This is a genomic window from Curtobacterium sp. BNK-1, from assembly GCF_048685235.1.
In the GTDB taxonomy this organism is placed as follows: domain Bacteria; phylum Pseudomonadota; class Gammaproteobacteria; order Enterobacterales; family Enterobacteriaceae; genus Pantoea; species Pantoea agglomerans.
Genome location: NZ_JBLQTJ010000001.1, coordinates 3,381,910 through 3,398,624, shown reverse-complemented (window position 1 = coordinate 3,398,624; position 16,715 = coordinate 3,381,910). Strand labels below are relative to the sequence as shown.

Sequence of the window (16,715 nt, the reverse complement as noted above, 5' to 3'; positions counted from 1 at the left end):
ATTTGAACTGATGCCTTCACCCAGATGGTGAAGGCACAACGTAAGGAATTATCGCCATGGCGAAAGAGCAATTTCAGCGTAACAAACTGCACGTAAACGTGGGCACCATCGGTCACGTCGACCACGGTAAAACCACCCTGACTGCAGCTATCACCACCGTACTGTCTAAAACTTACGGCGGCCAGGCTCGTGCATTCGATCAGATCGATAACGCACCAGAAGAGAAAGCACGTGGTATCACCATCAACACTTCACACGTTGAGTATGAAACCCCGACTCGCCACTATGCGCACGTTGACTGCCCAGGCCACGCCGACTATGTGAAAAACATGATCACCGGTGCTGCGCAGATGGACGGCGCGATCCTGGTTGTTGCTGCGACTGATGGCCCAATGCCACAGACCCGTGAGCACATCCTGCTGGGTCGTCAGGTTGGCGTTCCTTACATCATCGTGTTCCTGAACAAGTGTGACATGGTTGATGATGAAGAGCTGCTGGAACTGGTAGAGATGGAAGTTCGTGACCTGCTGTCAGCATATGACTTCCCAGGCGACGACACTCCAATCGTTCGTGGTTCTGCTCTGAAAGCGCTGGAAGGCAACCCAGAGTGGGAAGCGAAAATCATCGAACTGGCTGAGCATCTGGACAACTACATCCCAGAGCCACAGCGTGCGATCGACATGCCGTTCCTGCTGCCAATCGAAGACGTATTCTCAATCTCTGGCCGTGGTACCGTTGTTACCGGTCGTGTTGAGCGCGGCATCGTTAAAGTCGGCGACGAAGTTGAAATCGTGGGTATCAAAGATACTGTGAAATCAACCTGTACCGGTGTTGAGATGTTCCGTAAGCTGCTGGATCAGGGTCAGGCAGGCGAAAACTGTGGTGTTCTGCTGCGCGGTATCAAGCGTGAAGACATCCAGCGTGGCCAGGTTCTGGCTAAGCCAGGCTCAATCAAGCCGCACACCCAGTTCGAGTCAGAAGTTTACGTTCTGTCTAAAGACGAAGGTGGTCGCCATACTCCGTTCTTCAAAGGCTATCGTCCACAGTTCTACTTCCGTACAACTGACGTAACCGGCTCAGTAGAGCTGCCAGAAGGCGTTGAAATGGTAATGCCAGGCGACAACATCAAAATGGTTGTTACCCTGATCCACCCAATCGCAATGGACGAAGGTCTGCGCTTCGCAATCCGCGAAGGCGGCCGTACCGTTGGCGCGGGTGTTGTTGCTAAAGTTATCGCTTAATTGTGATATCTGCTGTGGCTGTGTAAATGGCCACTGCAACACAGTAAAAAGAGCACTTCGGTGCTCTTTTTTTTTGCTCTGAAAACGCCATAACCCTGCAAAGGGTGGGTTTGAAATAAAAACGATTCGCATTTACACTGTGTACAGAAAATGTACCCGAGTGATGAATCAATGTACGTCTGCCTGTGTAATGCCATCAGTGATAAAACCCTTCGTGAAGTCGTGCGTCGCTATCAGCCCAAATCTATTCAGCAACTGCGCCAGCTTGTGCCAGTCGGCAAGCAATGCGGCAAATGTATTCGTGCTGCGCGTGAAATTATGGATGAAGAGATGCAGCATGCACCACTCTACAAAGAGATAGCCTGACCGACGATCGGTGCGTGAATACCCACAATATCTGTCGCGTTTTTTTGACTTCTTTTTAACCGCATCTACGCTCTAATAAACCAGACGCGGAGGGTTAACAATGAAGGGCGATATCAAAGTTATCAGTCATCTCAACAAACTGCTTGGAAATGAACTGGTTGCTATCAATCAGTACTTTCTTCATGCGCGCATGTTCAAAAACTGGGGTCTGACGCGCCTCAATGATGTGGAATACCATGAATCAATCGATGAGATGAAACATGCCGATAAATATATTGAGCGTATTCTTTTCCTTGAAGGGATCCCAAATCTTCAGGATCTAGGACGGCTCCGTATCGGTGAAGATGTTGAAGAGATGCTGAGTTCAGACCTGAATCTGGAGCTGGAGGGCGCGAAAGACCTTCGTGAAGCTATCTCCTATGCTGACAAAGTGCATGACTATGTCAGCCGTGACATGATGATTGAAATCCTGGCTGATGAGGAACATCACATCGACTGGATTGAGACGGAACTTGAGTTAATCCAGAAGATGGGCATCCAGAACTATCTGCAGGCTCAAATCAAACAAGAGTGAATCGGGTCTGCAGTACTATCGCTACCCAGCCCGCAATGGCCAGGAAAGGGCCAAACGGCAGCGGGCTGTCCCCCTGAATAAAACCCCGCAGTTGCAGCATCACGATCGACGTCAGCGCCATAACGGTGGCACCCAGCGCAATCCAGGGTAATGCCTGCCAGCCACAGCAGGCACCTAACGCTGCGAAGAGCTTGATATCGCCATAACCTAATCCCTCGTACCCCCGCATCTGCCGATAGCTCCAGGCGAGCAGCCACAACGCACAGTAGCCCGCCACAGCACCCCATATCGCCGTTGTTTCGGTTCCGGACAGCGTGGCATGAAGTAATCCGGACCAGAGCAGCAGATAATTGAGCGGATCAGGTATACAGAAGTGGCGGCGATCGATGGCAGCCATGAGCAGCAAGAGGCCGGAGGCCGTAATAATAAAAATAGCCTCCGCAGAGTGGTCAAAACTCTGCAGCACCAGCAGGCACAGAAGGGCAAACAGCCATTCAATGACAACGCTTTCTGCGCCGAACGCGCGATGACAGAAGCGACACCGCCCTTTTAAGCCAGGCCAGCTGACTAACGGCAGCGCATCTCGCCACAGCAGGCGCTGCTGGCAATGATTACAGTGCGAACCCGGAAAGCAGAGTAGGGCAAACCATTGAGCGGGTGAGAGGGCGGGGGTGAAGCGCTGGCTGGTCAGCGAAAGAAAGCTTCCCAATGCACCTCCGCCTGCGAGTGCAGCAATGTGAGTTATCAGAGTGGGCGACATGATTATGCTCCAGACGAAAGGTTAGATGCACTCTCGTGGGCAACGGGTTCTGTGTCACCTATGAATGAAGAAGGGCGGAAACAGACTCACAACTGAATAACTGATTTATCAGCGATACGGCAGTGCAATGCGACGCACGCTTCACGAACCGGCCACAATTTAATGGGTAAAACCTCAACACGGGTTGCTTCCTGAACAGATTTACGTATAATGCGCGGGCCTGCAGATATTGCAGGCGCGATTCGAGCAGAATCGCAGACGGCTGAAATTTAGGCCGCCTGACAATACTCCCAATTGTGGAGTCATATGCTGAACGATTACACTCTCCCATCAATCGTAATGGGCTCGAGTAGTAATTTTTTTCGTCTATAAAAAGTTTGGAGCTCTGGTCTCATGCAGAACCAAAGAATCCGTATCCGTCTTAAAGCGTTTGATCATCGTCTGATCGATCAATCAACCGCGGAAATCGTTGAGACCGCCAAGCGCACTGGTGCGCAGGTTCGTGGTCCAATCCCGCTGCCAACCCGCAAAGAGCGTTTTACTGTTCTGATCTCTCCGCACGTTAACAAAGATGCGCGTGATCAGTACGAAATCCGCACTCACAAGCGTCTGGTAGACATCGTTGAGCCAACTGAAAAAACCGTTGATGCTCTGATGCGTCTGGATCTGGCTGCCGGTGTTGACGTGCAGATCAGCCTGGGTTAATCAGGTCATCGAGCGATTGAGAGGTTGAAACAATGATTGGTTTAGTCGGTAAAAAAGTGGGCATGACCCGCATCTTCACTGAAGATGGCGTTTCTATCCCCGTCACCGTAATCGAAGTTGAAGCGAACCGCGTTACTCAGGTCAAAGGCCTGGAAAACGATGGTTACCAGGCAATTCAGGTTACCACCGGTGCTAAAAAAGCAAACCGTGTGACCAAACCTGAAGCTGGTCATTTTGCTAAAGCTGGCGTTGAAGCTGGCCGTGGCCTGTGGGAATTCCGCACCGCTGAAGGTGAAGAATACTCTGTAGGTCAGAGCATCAGCGTTGAGATTTTCGCTGAAGTTAAGAAAGTTGACGTAACCGGTACCTCTAAAGGTAAAGGTTTCGCCGGTACCGTTAAGCGCTGGAACTTCCGTACCCAGGACGCTACTCACGGTAACTCCTTGTCTCACCGCGTTCCGGGTTCTATCGGTCAGAACCAGACTCCGGGCAAAGTGTTCAAAGGCAAGAAAATGGCAGGTCAGCTGGGTAATGAGCGCGTAACCGTTCAGAGTCTGGACGTAGTACGTGTTGACGCTGAGCGCAACCTGCTGCTGGTTAAAGGTGCAGTTCCCGGTGCTACCGGTAGCGACCTGATCGTTAAACCAGCTGTGAAGGCGTAAGGGGATAGCAATGGAATTAGTATTGAAAGACGCGCAGAGCGCGCTGACTGTTTCCGAAACTACCTTCGGTCGTGATTTCAACGAAGCGCTGGTTCACCAGGTTGTTGTTGCTTACGCATCTGGCGCCCGCCAGGGTACTCGCGCGCAGAAAACTCGCGCCGAAGTAACCGGTTCAGGCAAAAAGCCATGGCGTCAAAAAGGCACCGGCCGTGCACGTGCAGGTTCTGTAAAGAGCCCAATCTGGCGTTCAGGTGGTGTGACCTTTGCTGCGAAGCCGCAGGACCACAGTCAAAAAGTTAACAAAAAGATGTACCGCGGCGCGCTGAAAAGCATCCTGTCCGAACTGGTACGTCAAGATCGTCTGATCGTTGTCGAATCATTTGCTGTAGAAGCACCGAAAACCAAGCTGCTGGTACAGAAACTGAAAGACATGGCTCTGGAAGACGTGCTGATCATCACCGGTGAACTGGATGAGAATCTGTTCCTGGCTGCGCGCAACCTGTACAAGGTTGACGTACGTGATGCATCCGGTATCGACCCAGTTAGCCTGATCGCCTTCGACAAAGTCGTTATGACTGCTGATGCAGTTAAGCAAGTTGAGGAGATGCTGGCATGATCCGTGAAGAACGTCTGCTGAAAGTACTGCGCGCGCCGCACGTATCTGAAAAAGCATCTAGCGCGATGGAAAAAACCAATACCATCGTTCTCAAAGTTGCTAATGACGCGACCAAAGCAGAGATCGTTGCTGCTGTTGAGAAACTGTTCGAAGTAGAAGTTAAAGACGTAAACACCCTGGTAGTTAAGGGCAAAGTTAAGCGTCAAGGACAGCGTATCGGTCGTCGTAGCGACTGGAAAAAAGCTTACGTCACCCTGAAAGAAGGCCAGAATCTGGACTTCGCTGGCGGCGCTGAGTAAGTCGGAGGAGAAAGACAATGGCAGTTGTTAAATGTAAACCGACATCTCCGGGTCGTCGCCATGTAGTTAAAGTGGTAAACGCGGAGCTGCACAAGGGCAAACCATTTGCCCCGCTGGTAGAAAAAAACAGCAAATCCGGTGGCCGTAACAACAATGGTCGTATCACTACCCGTCATATCGGTGGTGGTCACAAGCAGGCTTATCGTATTGTTGACTTCAAACGCAACAAAGACGGTATCCCGGCAGTTGTTGAACGTCTTGAGTACGATCCGAACCGCTCTGCGAACATCGCACTGGTTCTGTACAAAGACGGCGAGCGCCGTTACATCCTGGCCCCTAAAGGCCTGAAAGCCGGCGACCAGATCCAATCTGGCGTTGATGCTGCGATTAAAGCAGGTAACACTCTGCCGATGCGTAACATCCCGGTGGGTTCAACCGTGCATAACGTAGAAATGAAACCAGGCAAAGGCGGTCAGATTGCTCGCTCAGCCGGTGCTTACGTGCAGATCGTTGCGCGTGAAGGTTCTTACGTTACCCTGCGTCTGCGTTCAGGTGAAATGCGTAAAGTCGAGTCTGACTGCCGCGCAACACTGGGCGAAGTCGGCAACGCTGAGCATATGCTGCGCGTTCTGGGTAAAGCTGGTGCAGCCCGTTGGCGTGGTGTTCGTCCTACCGTTCGTGGTACCGCGATGAACCCAGTTGATCACCCGCACGGTGGTGGTGAAGGTCGTAACTTTGGTAAGCACCCGGTAACTCCGTGGGGCGTTCAGACCAAAGGTAAGAAGACCCGTAGCAACAAGCGTACCGATAAGTTTATCGTACGTCGCCGTAGCAAATAATATTAGAGGATAAGCCATGCCACGTTCTCTCAAGAAAGGTCCTTTTATTGACCTGCACTTGCTGAAGAAGGTAGAGAAAGCGGTGGAAAGCGGTGACAAGAAGCCTTTGCGCACTTGGTCCCGTCGTTCAACGATCTTTCCTAACATGATCGGTTTGACCATCGCTGTCCATAATGGTCGTCAGCACGTTCCTGTCTTTGTTTCCGACGAAATGGTTGGTCACAAACTGGGTGAATTCGCGCCGACACGTACTTATCGCGGTCACGCGGCTGATAAAAAAGCCAAGAAGAAATAAGTAGGAGGAAGAGATGGAAACTTTAGCTCAACATCGCCACGCTCGTTCTTCTGCTCAGAAGGTTCGCCTTGTTGCTGACCTGATTCGCGGTAAGAAAGTGTCGCAGGCACTGGACATTTTGACCTACACCAATAAGAAAGCGGCTGTACTGGTCAAAAAAGTTCTGGAATCTGCCATTGCTAACGCCGAACACAACGATGGCGCTGATATCGACGATCTGAAAATCACGAAAATTTTCGTTGATGAAGGTCCGACCATGAAACGCATTATGCCGCGTGCCAAAGGTCGTGCAGATCGCATCCTGAAGCGCACCAGCCACATTACTGTGGTTGTGTCCGATCGCTGAGACTCTGGAGACTAGCAATGGGTCAGAAAGTACATCCTAATGGTATTCGCCTGGGTATTGTAAAACCATGGAACTCTACCTGGTTTGCGAACACCAAAGAATTCGCTGACAACCTGGACAGCGATTTTAAAGTACGTCAGTTTTTGACTAAAGAACTGGCTAAAGCATCTGTCTCTCGTATCGTTATCGAGCGTCCAGCGAAGAGCATCCGTGTGACTATTCACACCGCTCGTCCGGGCATCGTTATCGGTAAGAAAGGCGAAGATGTAGAAAAACTGCGCACGGTCGTCGCGAATATCGCTGGCGTTCCTGCACAGATTAATATCGCCGAAGTCCGCAAGCCGGAACTGGACGCGAAACTGGTAGCTGACAGCATCACTTCACAGCTGGAGCGTCGTGTGATGTTCCGTCGTGCTATGAAGCGTGCAGTTCAGAACGCCATGCGTCTTGGCGCGAAGGGTATTAAAGTCGAAGTTAGCGGCCGTCTGGGTGGCGCCGAGATCGCACGTACCGAATGGTATCGTGAAGGTCGCGTGCCATTGCACACACTGCGTGCTGACATTGACTACAACACCTCTGAAGCGCACACCACTTATGGTGTAATCGGCGTTAAGGTATGGATCTTCAAAGGTGAGATCCTGGGTGGTATGGCTGCTGTTGAACAACCGGAACCGGCTGCTCAACCTAAAAAGCAGCAGCGTAAAGGCCGTAAGTAAGGAGAGTCGCTGATGTTACAACCAAAGCGTACGAAATTCCGTAAAGTGCACAAAGGCCGTAACCGCGGTCTGGCTGCGGGTACGGATGTCAGCTTCGGTACTTTCGGTCTGAAAGCTGTTGGCCGTGGTCGTCTGACTGCTCGTCAGATCGAAGCAGCACGTCGTGCTATGACCCGTGCAGTTAAGCGTCAAGGTAAGATCTGGATCCGAGTATTCCCGGACAAACCGATCACCGAGAAGCCGCTGGAAGTGCGTATGGGTAAAGGTAAGGGTAACGTAGAGTATTGGGTTGCCCTGATCCAGCCTGGTAAAGTCCTGTATGAAATGGACGGCGTACCAGAAGAGCTGGCCCGTGAAGCATTCAAGCTGGCAGCAGCAAAACTGCCTATCAAAACCACCTTTGTAACTAAGACGGTGATGTAATGAAAGCAACTGAGCTGCGTGAAAAAAGCGTTGAAGAGCTGAACACTGAGCTGCTTAATCTGCTGCGTGAGCAATTTAACCTGCGCATGCAGGCAGCATCTGGCCAACTGCAGCAGACTCATCTGCTGAAACAGGTTCGCCGTGATGTTGCACGCGTTAAGACTTTACTGACTGAGAAGGCGGGTTCGTAATGACCGATAAAATCCGTACTCTGCAGGGTCGTGTAGTAAGTGACAAAATGCAGAAATCTGCAGTTGTTGCTATCGAACGTTTCGTGAAACACCCGATCTACGGCAAATTCATTAAACGTACGACCAAGCTGCACATCCATGACGAGAACAATGAATGTGGAATTGGTGACGTGGTAGAAATCCGCGAATGCCGTCCACTGTCCAAGACTAAATCCTGGACCCTGGTTCGCGTAATCGAGAAAGCTGTTCTGTAATAAGAATCGTTTTTTCTGAGGAAACCCTCTGCTTCGGCAGGGGGTTTTTTTTTGCCTGCGATTCGGGCTTGATCCATTTGTGCCCGTGGCAATACGGATTTGATGGTGCTCACAAATTCAGGGATTTGCAGGGATTAAGCTGCCTCTCTTCAGGCGAGGTGGCCTGAAAGCGCCAGGCTATAAACGCCGGGGTTATCATAACTGTACAAGGAAATGTGCCGTGAAAATGGAGAGTCATGACCGCTTACGCCGGTCACTGTTAAAATTGCCACTGTTAGCTGCGTTACCTGCGATTAGCTCTGCCAAAAGCTTGCCGCTATTATCGGGTAACACACAACCACTACCCACAGGCAATAGCATGGAACGAACTCTGTTACTGAAGAATGCTGAATGTGTGGTCTGCATGGATGCTGACCGTCGGGAAATAGGTAACGCTTCTATTCTGATAAAAGGAAATAAGATCGTTGCAGTCGGGGAAGCACGCTCGTTACCCGATAGCGCGGATGAGATCATCGATCTGCGAGGACACATTGTCATCCCTGGCCTGATCAATACGCATCACCACATGTATCAGAGCCTGACCCGCGCTATTCCTGCAGTGCAAAACGGCGAGCTCTTTAACTGGCTGACCCACCTCTATCCACTGTGGCAGAATCTGACGCCTGAGATGATTCATATCTCAACACAGATCTCCATGGCCGAGTTAATGCTCTCCGGCTGCACCACCACCAGTGACCATCTCTACGTCTACCCGAATGGCTGTAAGCTTGACGACAGTATTGAGGCTGCAGCCTTAATGGGCATGCGTTTCCATGCGAGCCGGGGCAGCATGAGCGTCGGTAAGTCCCTGGGTGGCTTACCACCCGATGCACTGGTAGAGGATGAAGCCGCCATTCTTAAAGATACGCAGCGTGTGATTGAGCGCTACCATGATGACAGCCACGGTTCGATGTTACGCATCGTGGTTGCGCCATGTTCGCCGTTTTCAGTCAGCCGTGAGCTGATGAAGCAATCCGCAGCGATGGCACGCAGCTTCAATGTCTCTATGCATACCCATCTGGCGGAGAACGACAGCGATATCCGTTATAGCCGTGAAAAATTCAATATGACGCCAGCACAGTATGTTGAAGACCTCGGCTGGGTAGGACCGGATGTCTGGCATGCACACTGCGTCAAACTGGATCAGCATGGCATAGAACTCTTTGCACGTACCGGTACCGGGGTCGCGCACTGTCCCTGCTCGAACATGCGTCTCGGTTCCGGTATTGCGCCGATACGCCATATGTGTGATGCCGGCGTACACGTGGGTATGGGTGTGGATGGCTCAGCCTCCAATGACAGCTCAGACATGATGGCCGAGGTTCGTCAGGCGATGCTGCTGCAACGCGTTGGCTTCGGCCCGGATGCGATGACGGCACGTCAGGCACTGGAACTGGCGACGCTGGGTGGAGCAAAGGTGCTAAACCGCGATGATGTGGGCACCATTGCGCCGGGCATGATGGCCGATCTGGCCATTTTTGACCTGAATCGAATTGGACTTGCCGGGGCAGGGCACGATCCTGTCGCCGCCCTGGTGTTCTGTAATCCGGGACAGGTTGCCTATAGCATCATTAACGGAAAAGTCCGGGTACGGGACGGACAAGTGGCCGGAATTGAACTGCCAGCCGTGTTGCGTCAGCATAACAAACTGGCCAGGAAACTGGCTGGTTGAGTCAGAAGGGCACTTTATTTGGGAGGCGACGAAAAATAAGGCAGATTACATTTGCTACTGTTCGCACTATTCCCTAGAATACGCCCTCCCTGTCATCAGGGGAAATCAGCGGCTCGATTGAGAGCCGTTTATTTTTTCTACCCATCTGTGAGAACCGGTGTTACAATGCCGCGCCCTCAATTATGGGGCTTTCTAACGACCTGAGGTTTAGGTCCCGAAGTAGTAGTTGACATTAGCGGAGCACTAAAATGATCCAAGAACAGACTATGCTGAACGTCGCCGACAACTCCGGTGCACGTCGCGTAATGTGTATCAAGGTTCTGGGTGGCTCGCACCGTCGCTACGCAGGCGTCGGTGACATCATCAAAGTTACCATCAAGGAAGCAATTCCGCGTGGTAAAGTCAAAAAAGGTGATGTCCTGAAGGCGGTAGTGGTGCGCACCAGGAAGGGTGTTCGTCGCCCGGACGGTTCTGTCATTCGCTTCGATGGTAATGCATGCGTTATTCTGAACAATAACAGTGAGCAGCCTATCGGTACGCGTATTTTTGGGCCGGTAACTCGTGAACTTCGTACTGAAAAGTTCATGAAAATTATCTCTCTGGCACCAGAAGTACTCTAAGGAGCGAACAATGGCAGCTAAAATCCGTCGTAACGACGAAGTTATCGTGTTAACCGGTAAAGATAAAGGTAAGCGCGGTAAAGTTAAGAATGTCCTGTCTTCTGGTAAGGTCATCGTTGAAGGTATCAACCTGGTGAAGAAACATCAGAAGCCGGTTCCGGCTCTGAACCAACCAGGTGGCATCGTTGAAAAAGAAGCTGCTATTCAGGTTTCTAACGTTGCACTGTTCAACGCGGCAACTGGTAAGGCTGACCGTGTAGGCTTTAGATTCGAAGACGGCAAAAAAGTCCGTTTCTTCAAGTCTAACAGCGAAACTATCAAGTAATTTGGAGTAGTACGATGGCGAAACTGCATGATTACTACAAAGACGAAGTAGTCCAGAAACTCATGACAGAGTTTGGCTACAATTCTGTCATGCAAGTCCCTCGGGTCGAGAAGATCACCCTGAACATGGGTGTTGGTGAAGCGATCGCTGACAAGAAACTGCTGGATAACGCAGCAGCTGACCTGGCAGCAATCTCCGGTCAAAAACCGCTGGTCACCAAAGCACGCAAATCAGTTGCAGGCTTCAAAATCCGTCAGGGCTATCCGATCGGCTGTAAAGTAACTCTGCGTGGCGAGCGCATGTGGGAGTTCTTTGAGCGTCTGGTCACCATTGCTGTTCCACGTATCCGTGACTTCCGTGGCTTGTCCGCTAAGTCATTCGATGGTCGTGGCAACTACAGCATGGGTGTACGTGAGCAGATCATCTTCCCAGAAATCGACTACGACAAAGTCGATCGCGTTCGTGGTTTGGATATCACCATTACCACTACTGCGAAATCTGATGATGAAGGCCGTGCTCTGCTGGCTGCCTTTGACTTCCCGTTCCGTAAGTAAGGTAGGGTTACTTAATGGCTAAGCAATCTATGAAAGCACGCGAAGTTAAGCGTGCAAAATTAGCAGACAAATTCTTCGCTAAACGCGCTGAACTGAAAGCGATCATCTCTGATGTGAACGCTTCCGACGAAGATCGTTGGGATGCTGTTCTGAAGCTGCAGAGTCTGCCGCGTGATTCCAGCCCTTCGCGTCAGCGTAACCGCTGCCGTCAAACAGGTCGTCCGCACGGTTTCCTGCGGAAGTTTGGGTTGAGCCGTATCAAGGTCCGCGAAGCCGCCATGCGCGGTGAAATCCCGGGCCTGAAAAAGGCTAGCTGGTAATTGTCACCAATTGAATCACGGGAGTAACACAGATGAGCATGCAAGATCCGATCGCGGATATGCTGACCCGTATCCGTAACGGTCAGGCCGCAAACAAAGTTGCGGTCACCATGCCTTCCTCCAAGCTGAAATTGGCAATTGCCAACGTTCTGAAGGAAGAAGGATATATTGAAGATTTCAAAATCGAAGGCGACATCAAGCTGGAACTGGAACTTACTCTCAAGTATTTCCAGGGCAAAGCTGTTGTAGAAAGCATTCAGCGAGTAAGCCGTCCTGGTCTGCGCATCTATAAGAAAAAAGATGAGCTGCCAAAGGTAATGGCTGGTATGGGCATCGCTGTAGTTTCTACATCTAAAGGTGTCATGACTGATCGTGCAGCGCGCCAGGCAGGTCTTGGTGGCGAAATTATCTGCTACGTAGCGTAATCGGAGGATACATATGTCTCGTGTTGCTAAAGCACCTGTCGTTGTTCCTGCCGGCGTAGAGGTAAAACTCAACGGTCAGGTAATTTCGATTAAAGGTAAAAACGGCGAGCTGACTCGTACTATCAATGATGCTGTTGAAGTTAAGCATGCTGACAACGCTCTGACTTTCGCTCCGCGCGAAGGTTTCGTTGACGGCTGGGCGCAGGCGGGTACTTCTCGCGCGCTGCTGAACGCAATGGTAATCGGTGTTACCGAAGGCTTCACTAAGAAGCTGCAGCTGGTTGGTGTAGGTTATCGTGCAGCCGTTAAAGGCGACGTGGTTAACCTGTCTCTGGGCTTTTCTCATCCAGTCGATCACCAGCTGCCCGCGGGTATCACTGCAGAATGTCCAACTCAGACTGAGATCGTGCTGAAAGGCGCTGATAAACAGCTGATTGGTCAGGTTGCAGCGGACTTGCGCGCCTACCGTCGTCCTGAGCCTTATAAAGGCAAGGGTGTCCGTTACGCCGACGAAGTCGTGCGTACCAAAGAGGCTAAGAAGAAGTAAGGTAACACTATGGATAAGAAATCTGCTCGTATCCGTCGTGCGACCCGTGCACGTCGCAAGCTCAAAGAGCTGGGTGCTACTCGCCTGGTGGTACATCGTACCCCGCGTCATATTTACGCACAGGTAATCGCCCCGAACGGTTCCGAAGTTCTGGTCGCTGCTTCTACTGTAGAAAAAGCTATCACTGAACAACTGAAGTATACCGGTAATAAAGAAGCCGCAGCTGCAGTAGGTAAAGCTATCGCAGAACGCGCAATCGAAAAAGGCATCACTGGTGTTTCTTTCGACCGTTCCGGTTTCCAATATCATGGTCGCGTCCAGGCACTGGCAGATGCTGCCCGTGAAGCTGGCCTTCAGTTCTAAGGTAGAGGTCTAAGATGGCACACATCGAGAAACAAGCTGGCGAACTGCAGGAAAAACTGATCGCGGTAAACCGTGTTTCTAAAACTGTTAAAGGTGGTCGTATCTTCTCCTTCACAGCACTGACTGTGGTAGGCGATGGTAATGGTCGCGTAGGTTTTGGTTACGGTAAAGCGCGTGAAGTTCCAGCAGCGATCCAGAAAGCGATGGAGAAAGCCCGTCGCAACATGGTTAACGTCGCGCTGACCAACGGCACCCTGCAGCACCCAGTTAAAGGTGCACACACGGGTTCCCGCGTGTTCATGCAGCCGGCTTCAGAAGGTACCGGTATTATTGCCGGTGGTGCAATGCGCGCCGTTCTGGAAGTCGCTGGAGTTCATAACGTACTGGCAAAAGCCTATGGTTCTACTAACCCGATTAACGTGGTTCGTGCAACTATCGACGGCCTGGGCAATATGAAATCTCCGGAAATGGTCGCTGCTAAGCGTGGTAAATCCGTTGAAGAAATTCTGGGGTAATCACGATGGCTAAGACTATTAAAATCACTCAAACCCGTAGTTCAATCGGCCGCTTGCCTAAGCATAAAGCCACTCTGGTTGGCCTGGGTCTGCGTCGTATTGGCCACACCGTTGAGCGTGAAGACACGCCTGCAGTACGCGGTATGGTTAACGCGGTTTCCTATATGGTTAAAGTGGAGGAGTAAGAGATGCGTTTAAATACTCTGTCTCCGGCCGAAGGGTCTAAGCACGCTACCAAGCGTCTGGGTCGTGGTATCGGTTCTGGCCTCGGAAAAACCGGTGGTCGTGGTCACAAAGGTCAGAACTCACGTTCTGGCGGTGGCGTACGTCGCGGTTTCGAAGGTGGTCAGATGCCTCTGTACCGTCGTCTGCCGAAGTTCGGTTTCACCTCTCGCAAAGCAATGATCACCACAGAGATTCGTCTGTCTGATCTGGCGAAAGTTGAAGGCGGTATCGTCGACCTGAACGCGCTGAAAGCAGCCAACATTGTCGGTGTTCAGATTGAATTCGTTAAAGTAATTCTGTCTGGTGAAGTTTCTACACCGGTAACGGTTCGCGGTCTGCGTGTCACCAAAGGTGCACGTGCTGCAATCGAAGCTGCTGGCGGTAAAATCGAGGAATAAGTAGCAGATGGCTAAACAACCGGGATTAGATTTTCAAAGTGCCAAGGGTGGCTTTGGTGAGCTGAAACGCAGACTGCTGTTTGTAATCGGCGCACTCATTGTCTTCCGTATTGGCTCTTTTATTCCAATCCCTGGTATTGATGCCACTGTACTTGCCAAACTGCTTGAGCAACAGCGTGGCACCATCATTGAAATGTTTAACATGTTCTCTGGTGGTGCTCTGAGCCGTGCTTCTATTTTCGCACTGGGCATCATGCCGTATATTTCGGCATCGATTATCATCCAGTTATTAACGGTGGTTCATCCAGCGTTAGCGGAAATTAAGAAAGAAGGGGAGGCTGGCCGTCGTAAGATTAGCCAGTACACCCGATACGGTACGTTGGTATTGGCCATATTTCAGTCGATCGGTATTGCTACCGGTCTGCCGAATATGCCAGGGATGCAAGGCCTGGTAATGAATCCAGGCTTTGCTTTCTACTTTACCGCTGTTGTAAGTCTGGTCTCAGGAACGATGTTCCTGATGTGGCTGGGCGAACAGATTACTGAACGTGGTATCGGTAACGGTATTTCGATCATTATCTTCGCAGGTATCGTTGCGGGTCTCCCGCCGGCCATTGGCCATACCATCGAGCAAGCGCGGCAAGGCGACCTGCACTTCCTTCTGTTGCTGTTGGTTGCAGTACTCGTATTCGCAGTGACCTTCTTTGTTATCTTTGTTGAACGTGGTCAACGCCGCATTGTGGTGAACTACGCAAAACGTCAGCAGGGTCGTCGCGTTTACGCTGCACAGAGCACACATTTACCGTTGAAAGTGAACATGGCAGGCGTCATTCCAGCCATCTTTGCTTCCAGCATTATTCTGTTCCCGGCAACGATTGCATCGTGGTTTGGGGGCGGTACCGGTTGGAACTGGCTGACAACAATTTCGCTGTATTTGCAGCCAGGACAGCCGCTTTATGTGCTACTCTATGCGACTGCAATCATCTTCTTCTGTTTCTTCTATACGGCGTTGGTTTTCAACCCACGTGAAACAGCAGATAACCTGAAGAAGTCTGGTGCATTCGTACCGGGAATTCGTCCGGGAGAGCAAACGGCGAAGTATATTGATAAAGTAATGACGCGATTGACCTTAATCGGCGCTCTCTACATTACGTTTATCTGCCTTATCCCGGAGTTCATGCGTGATGCGATGAAGGTCCCCTTCTACTTTGGCGGTACTTCACTGCTTATCGTAGTTGTCGTCATCATGGACTTTATGGCTCAAGTGCAAACTCTGATGATGTCAAGTCAGTACGAGTCGGCACTGAAGAAAGCTAACCTGAAAGGCTACGGCCGTTAATTCAGTTGGTTGAGAAGTTACGGAGAGTAAAAATGAAAGTTCGTGCTTCCGTCAAGAGATTATGTCGTAACTGCAAAATCATTCGTCGCGACGGTGTCGTCCGTGTGATCTGCAGCGCCGAGCCAAAGCATAAACAGCGCCAAGGCTGATTTTGTCACATATTTTTCTTGCAAAGTCGGGTTGAGCTGGCTAGATTAGCCAGCCAATCTTTTGTATGTCAGTGCGTTTCCATTTGAGTATCCTGAAAACGGGCTTTTCAGCATGGGACGTGCTTGTTTAATTATAGGAGTGCATAGTGGCCCGTATAGCAGGCATTAACATTCCTGATCAAAAACATACCGTTATCGCATTAACTTCGATCTTCGGTATCGGTAAAACTCGTTCTAAAGCCATCTGCGCTTCAACGGGTATTGCTGAAAATGTTAAGATCAGTGAGCTGTCTGAAGAACAAATTGATCAGCTGCGTGATGCAGTTGCGAAATTCGTTGTAGAAGGTGATCTGCGCCGTGAAATCACCCTGAGCATCAAGCGTCTTATGGACCTTGGTTGCTACCGTGGTTTGCGCCATCGTCGTGGTCTTCCGGTTCGCGGTCAGCGTACTAAGACCAACGCACGTACCCGTAAGGGTCCGCGTAAACCGATCAAGAAATAATCGGGGTGAGTAAATAATGGCAAAGGCACCAGTTCGTGCACGTAAGCGTGTAAGAAAACAAGTCTCAGATGGCGTGGCTCATGTCCATGCTTCTTTTAACAACACCATCGTTACCATTACTGATCGTCAGGGTAACGCACTGGGTTGGGCAACCGCCGGTGGTTCCGGTTTCCGCGGTTCACGTAAATCCACTCCGTTTGCTGCTCAGGTCGCTGCAGAGCGCTGTGCAGAAGCGGTAAAAGATTACGGAATTAAGAACCTGGAAGTTATGGTAAAGGGTCCGGGTCCAGGTCGCGAATCTACGATTCGTGCTTTGAACGCCGCTGGTTTCCGCATCACTAATATTACTGATGTGACTCCGATCCCTCATAACGGTTGTCGTCCGCCGAAAAAACGTCGCGTATAACGCCCGTTTTTTTAGGATAGTTGGAGAA

30 protein-coding genes are annotated in these 16,715 nt (G+C 50.8%); 29 read left to right on the top strand and 1 reads right to left on the bottom strand.

What is annotated here, in order from left to right; translation table 11 throughout:
- The first annotated feature begins 56 nt into the window (after positions 1-56).
- The 3 genes from tuf to bfr all read left to right on the top strand — a co-directional run bounded on the left by tuf (position 57) and on the right by bfr (position 2,181).
- Positions 57-1,241: an elongation factor Tu gene (gene tuf, locus ACMGGP_RS16120; RefSeq protein ID WP_010253018.1), complete on the top strand. Its 1,185-nt coding sequence runs from the start codon at positions 57-59 to the stop codon at positions 1,239-1,241.
- Between the two features lie 150 nt (positions 1,242-1,391).
- Positions 1,392-1,607, top strand: a complete 216-nt coding sequence (bfd, locus tag ACMGGP_RS16115) for a bacterioferritin-associated ferredoxin (protein ID WP_498798631.1) — start codon at positions 1,392-1,394, stop codon at positions 1,605-1,607.
- A gap of 100 nt (positions 1,608-1,707) precedes the next feature.
- Complete coding sequence (gene bfr, locus ACMGGP_RS16110) at positions 1,708-2,181, top strand: bacterioferritin (RefSeq protein ID WP_010253012.1); 474 nt, start codon at positions 1,708-1,710, stop codon at positions 2,179-2,181.
- Here the strand turns inward: bfr and ACMGGP_RS16105 are convergent.
- Positions 2,168-2,941 (bottom strand): prepilin peptidase, encoded by a 774-nt coding sequence (locus ACMGGP_RS16105; protein WP_022625140.1) that lies wholly within the window; start codon positions 2,939-2,941, stop codon positions 2,168-2,170. The genes bfr and ACMGGP_RS16105 overlap by 14 nt on opposite strands.
- A gap of 393 nt (positions 2,942-3,334) precedes the next feature.
- Here ACMGGP_RS16105 and rpsJ point away from each other — a divergent pair, with 393 nt between their 5' ends.
- From rpsJ to rpsK, 26 genes are all read left to right on the top strand, one after another.
- Complete coding sequence (rpsJ, locus tag ACMGGP_RS16100; RefSeq protein WP_001181005.1) at positions 3,335-3,646, top strand: 30S ribosomal protein S10; 312 nt, start codon at positions 3,335-3,337, stop codon at positions 3,644-3,646.
- 32 nt (positions 3,647-3,678) lie between these two features.
- Positions 3,679-4,308, top strand: coding sequence for a 50S ribosomal protein L3 (gene rplC / locus ACMGGP_RS16095; RefSeq protein WP_003850712.1), 630 nt, complete (start codon positions 3,679-3,681; stop codon positions 4,306-4,308).
- A gap of 10 nt (positions 4,309-4,318) precedes the next feature.
- Positions 4,319-4,924, top strand: a complete 606-nt coding sequence (gene rplD / locus ACMGGP_RS16090; protein ID WP_003850711.1) for a 50S ribosomal protein L4 — start codon at positions 4,319-4,321, stop codon at positions 4,922-4,924.
- Complete coding sequence (gene rplW / locus ACMGGP_RS16085) at positions 4,921-5,223, top strand: 50S ribosomal protein L23 (RefSeq protein WP_003850708.1); 303 nt, start codon at positions 4,921-4,923, stop codon at positions 5,221-5,223. Before rplD ends, rplW begins: the two co-directional genes overlap by 4 nt.
- Positions 5,224-5,240: 17 nt before the next feature.
- Complete coding sequence (gene rplB, locus ACMGGP_RS16080) at positions 5,241-6,062, top strand: 50S ribosomal protein L2 (protein ID WP_008927137.1); 822 nt, start codon at positions 5,241-5,243, stop codon at positions 6,060-6,062.
- A gap of 16 nt (positions 6,063-6,078) precedes the next feature.
- A complete protein-coding gene (gene rpsS, locus ACMGGP_RS16075; protein WP_001138115.1) occupies positions 6,079-6,357 on the top strand; it encodes a 30S ribosomal protein S19 in 279 nt (92 codons plus the stop codon).
- A gap of 13 nt (positions 6,358-6,370) precedes the next feature.
- A complete protein-coding gene (gene rplV / locus ACMGGP_RS16070) occupies positions 6,371-6,703 on the top strand; it encodes a 50S ribosomal protein L22 (protein ID WP_008927136.1) in 333 nt (110 codons plus the stop codon).
- Positions 6,704-6,720: 17 nt separating this feature from the next.
- Complete coding sequence (rpsC, locus tag ACMGGP_RS16065) at positions 6,721-7,419, top strand: 30S ribosomal protein S3 (RefSeq protein WP_009087585.1); 699 nt, start codon at positions 6,721-6,723, stop codon at positions 7,417-7,419.
- A gap of 12 nt (positions 7,420-7,431) precedes the next feature.
- Positions 7,432-7,842, top strand: a complete 411-nt coding sequence (gene rplP, locus ACMGGP_RS16060) for a 50S ribosomal protein L16 (RefSeq protein ID WP_008927134.1) — start codon at positions 7,432-7,434, stop codon at positions 7,840-7,842.
- On the top strand, positions 7,842-8,033 hold the full coding sequence (gene rpmC / locus ACMGGP_RS16055; protein WP_003850146.1) for a 50S ribosomal protein L29: 192 nt from the start codon (positions 7,842-7,844) through the stop codon (positions 8,031-8,033). The genes rplP and rpmC overlap by 1 nt, the downstream gene beginning before the upstream one ends.
- Complete coding sequence (rpsQ, locus tag ACMGGP_RS16050; protein WP_003850147.1) at positions 8,033-8,287, top strand: 30S ribosomal protein S17; 255 nt, start codon at positions 8,033-8,035, stop codon at positions 8,285-8,287. Before rpmC ends, rpsQ begins: the two co-directional genes overlap by 1 nt.
- 358 nt (positions 8,288-8,645) lie before the next feature.
- Positions 8,646-9,998: an 8-oxoguanine deaminase gene (locus tag ACMGGP_RS16045; RefSeq protein WP_498798630.1), complete on the top strand. Its 1,353-nt coding sequence runs from the start codon at positions 8,646-8,648 to the stop codon at positions 9,996-9,998.
- Positions 9,999-10,246: 248 nt separating this feature from the next.
- Positions 10,247-10,618 (top strand): 50S ribosomal protein L14, encoded by a 372-nt coding sequence (gene rplN, locus ACMGGP_RS16040; protein WP_006120590.1) that lies wholly within the window; start codon positions 10,247-10,249, stop codon positions 10,616-10,618.
- A gap of 10 nt (positions 10,619-10,628) precedes the next feature.
- Complete coding sequence (gene rplX, locus ACMGGP_RS16035) at positions 10,629-10,943, top strand: 50S ribosomal protein L24 (protein WP_003850150.1); 315 nt, start codon at positions 10,629-10,631, stop codon at positions 10,941-10,943.
- A gap of 14 nt (positions 10,944-10,957) precedes the next feature.
- A complete protein-coding gene (rplE, locus tag ACMGGP_RS16030) occupies positions 10,958-11,497 on the top strand; it encodes a 50S ribosomal protein L5 (RefSeq protein WP_003850155.1) in 540 nt (179 codons plus the stop codon).
- Positions 11,498-11,511: 14 nt separating this feature from the next.
- On the top strand, positions 11,512-11,817 hold the full coding sequence (rpsN, locus tag ACMGGP_RS16025) for a 30S ribosomal protein S14 (protein ID WP_008927132.1): 306 nt from the start codon (positions 11,512-11,514) through the stop codon (positions 11,815-11,817).
- 32 nt (positions 11,818-11,849) lie between these two features.
- Positions 11,850-12,242 (top strand): 30S ribosomal protein S8, encoded by a 393-nt coding sequence (gene rpsH / locus ACMGGP_RS16020; RefSeq protein WP_003850158.1) that lies wholly within the window; start codon positions 11,850-11,852, stop codon positions 12,240-12,242.
- A 13-nt stretch (positions 12,243-12,255) separates the two neighbouring features.
- Complete coding sequence (rplF, locus tag ACMGGP_RS16015; RefSeq protein ID WP_003850161.1) at positions 12,256-12,789, top strand: 50S ribosomal protein L6; 534 nt, start codon at positions 12,256-12,258, stop codon at positions 12,787-12,789.
- Between the two features lie 9 nt (positions 12,790-12,798).
- Positions 12,799-13,152: a 50S ribosomal protein L18 gene (rplR, locus tag ACMGGP_RS16010; RefSeq protein WP_003850163.1), complete on the top strand. Its 354-nt coding sequence runs from the start codon at positions 12,799-12,801 to the stop codon at positions 13,150-13,152.
- 14 nt (positions 13,153-13,166) lie between these two features.
- Positions 13,167-13,667, top strand: a complete 501-nt coding sequence (rpsE, locus tag ACMGGP_RS16005) for a 30S ribosomal protein S5 (RefSeq protein WP_003850164.1) — start codon at positions 13,167-13,169, stop codon at positions 13,665-13,667.
- 5 nt (positions 13,668-13,672) lie between these two features.
- Entirely contained in the window at positions 13,673-13,852 is a 180-nt protein-coding gene (rpmD, locus tag ACMGGP_RS16000) for a 50S ribosomal protein L30 (protein ID WP_003850166.1), read from the top strand.
- A gap of 3 nt (positions 13,853-13,855) precedes the next feature.
- Positions 13,856-14,290, top strand: a complete 435-nt coding sequence (gene rplO / locus ACMGGP_RS15995; RefSeq protein ID WP_003850168.1) for a 50S ribosomal protein L15 — start codon at positions 13,856-13,858, stop codon at positions 14,288-14,290.
- Positions 14,291-14,297: 7 nt separating this feature from the next.
- Complete coding sequence (secY, locus tag ACMGGP_RS15990) at positions 14,298-15,629, top strand: preprotein translocase subunit SecY (protein ID WP_003850175.1); 1,332 nt, start codon at positions 14,298-14,300, stop codon at positions 15,627-15,629.
- A gap of 32 nt (positions 15,630-15,661) precedes the next feature.
- Positions 15,662-15,778, top strand: coding sequence for a 50S ribosomal protein L36 (rpmJ, locus tag ACMGGP_RS15985; protein ID WP_010252805.1), 117 nt, complete (start codon positions 15,662-15,664; stop codon positions 15,776-15,778).
- Between the two features lie 146 nt (positions 15,779-15,924).
- Positions 15,925-16,281: a 30S ribosomal protein S13 gene (gene rpsM / locus ACMGGP_RS15980; RefSeq protein ID WP_003850176.1), complete on the top strand. Its 357-nt coding sequence runs from the start codon at positions 15,925-15,927 to the stop codon at positions 16,279-16,281.
- A gap of 16 nt (positions 16,282-16,297) precedes the next feature.
- Positions 16,298-16,687 carry a 30S ribosomal protein S11 gene (gene rpsK / locus ACMGGP_RS15975; protein WP_004160563.1) on the top strand — a complete coding sequence of 130 codons (390 nt, stop codon included), beginning with the start codon at positions 16,298-16,300 and terminating at the stop codon, positions 16,685-16,687.
- Positions 16,688-16,715 lie beyond the last annotated feature (28 nt).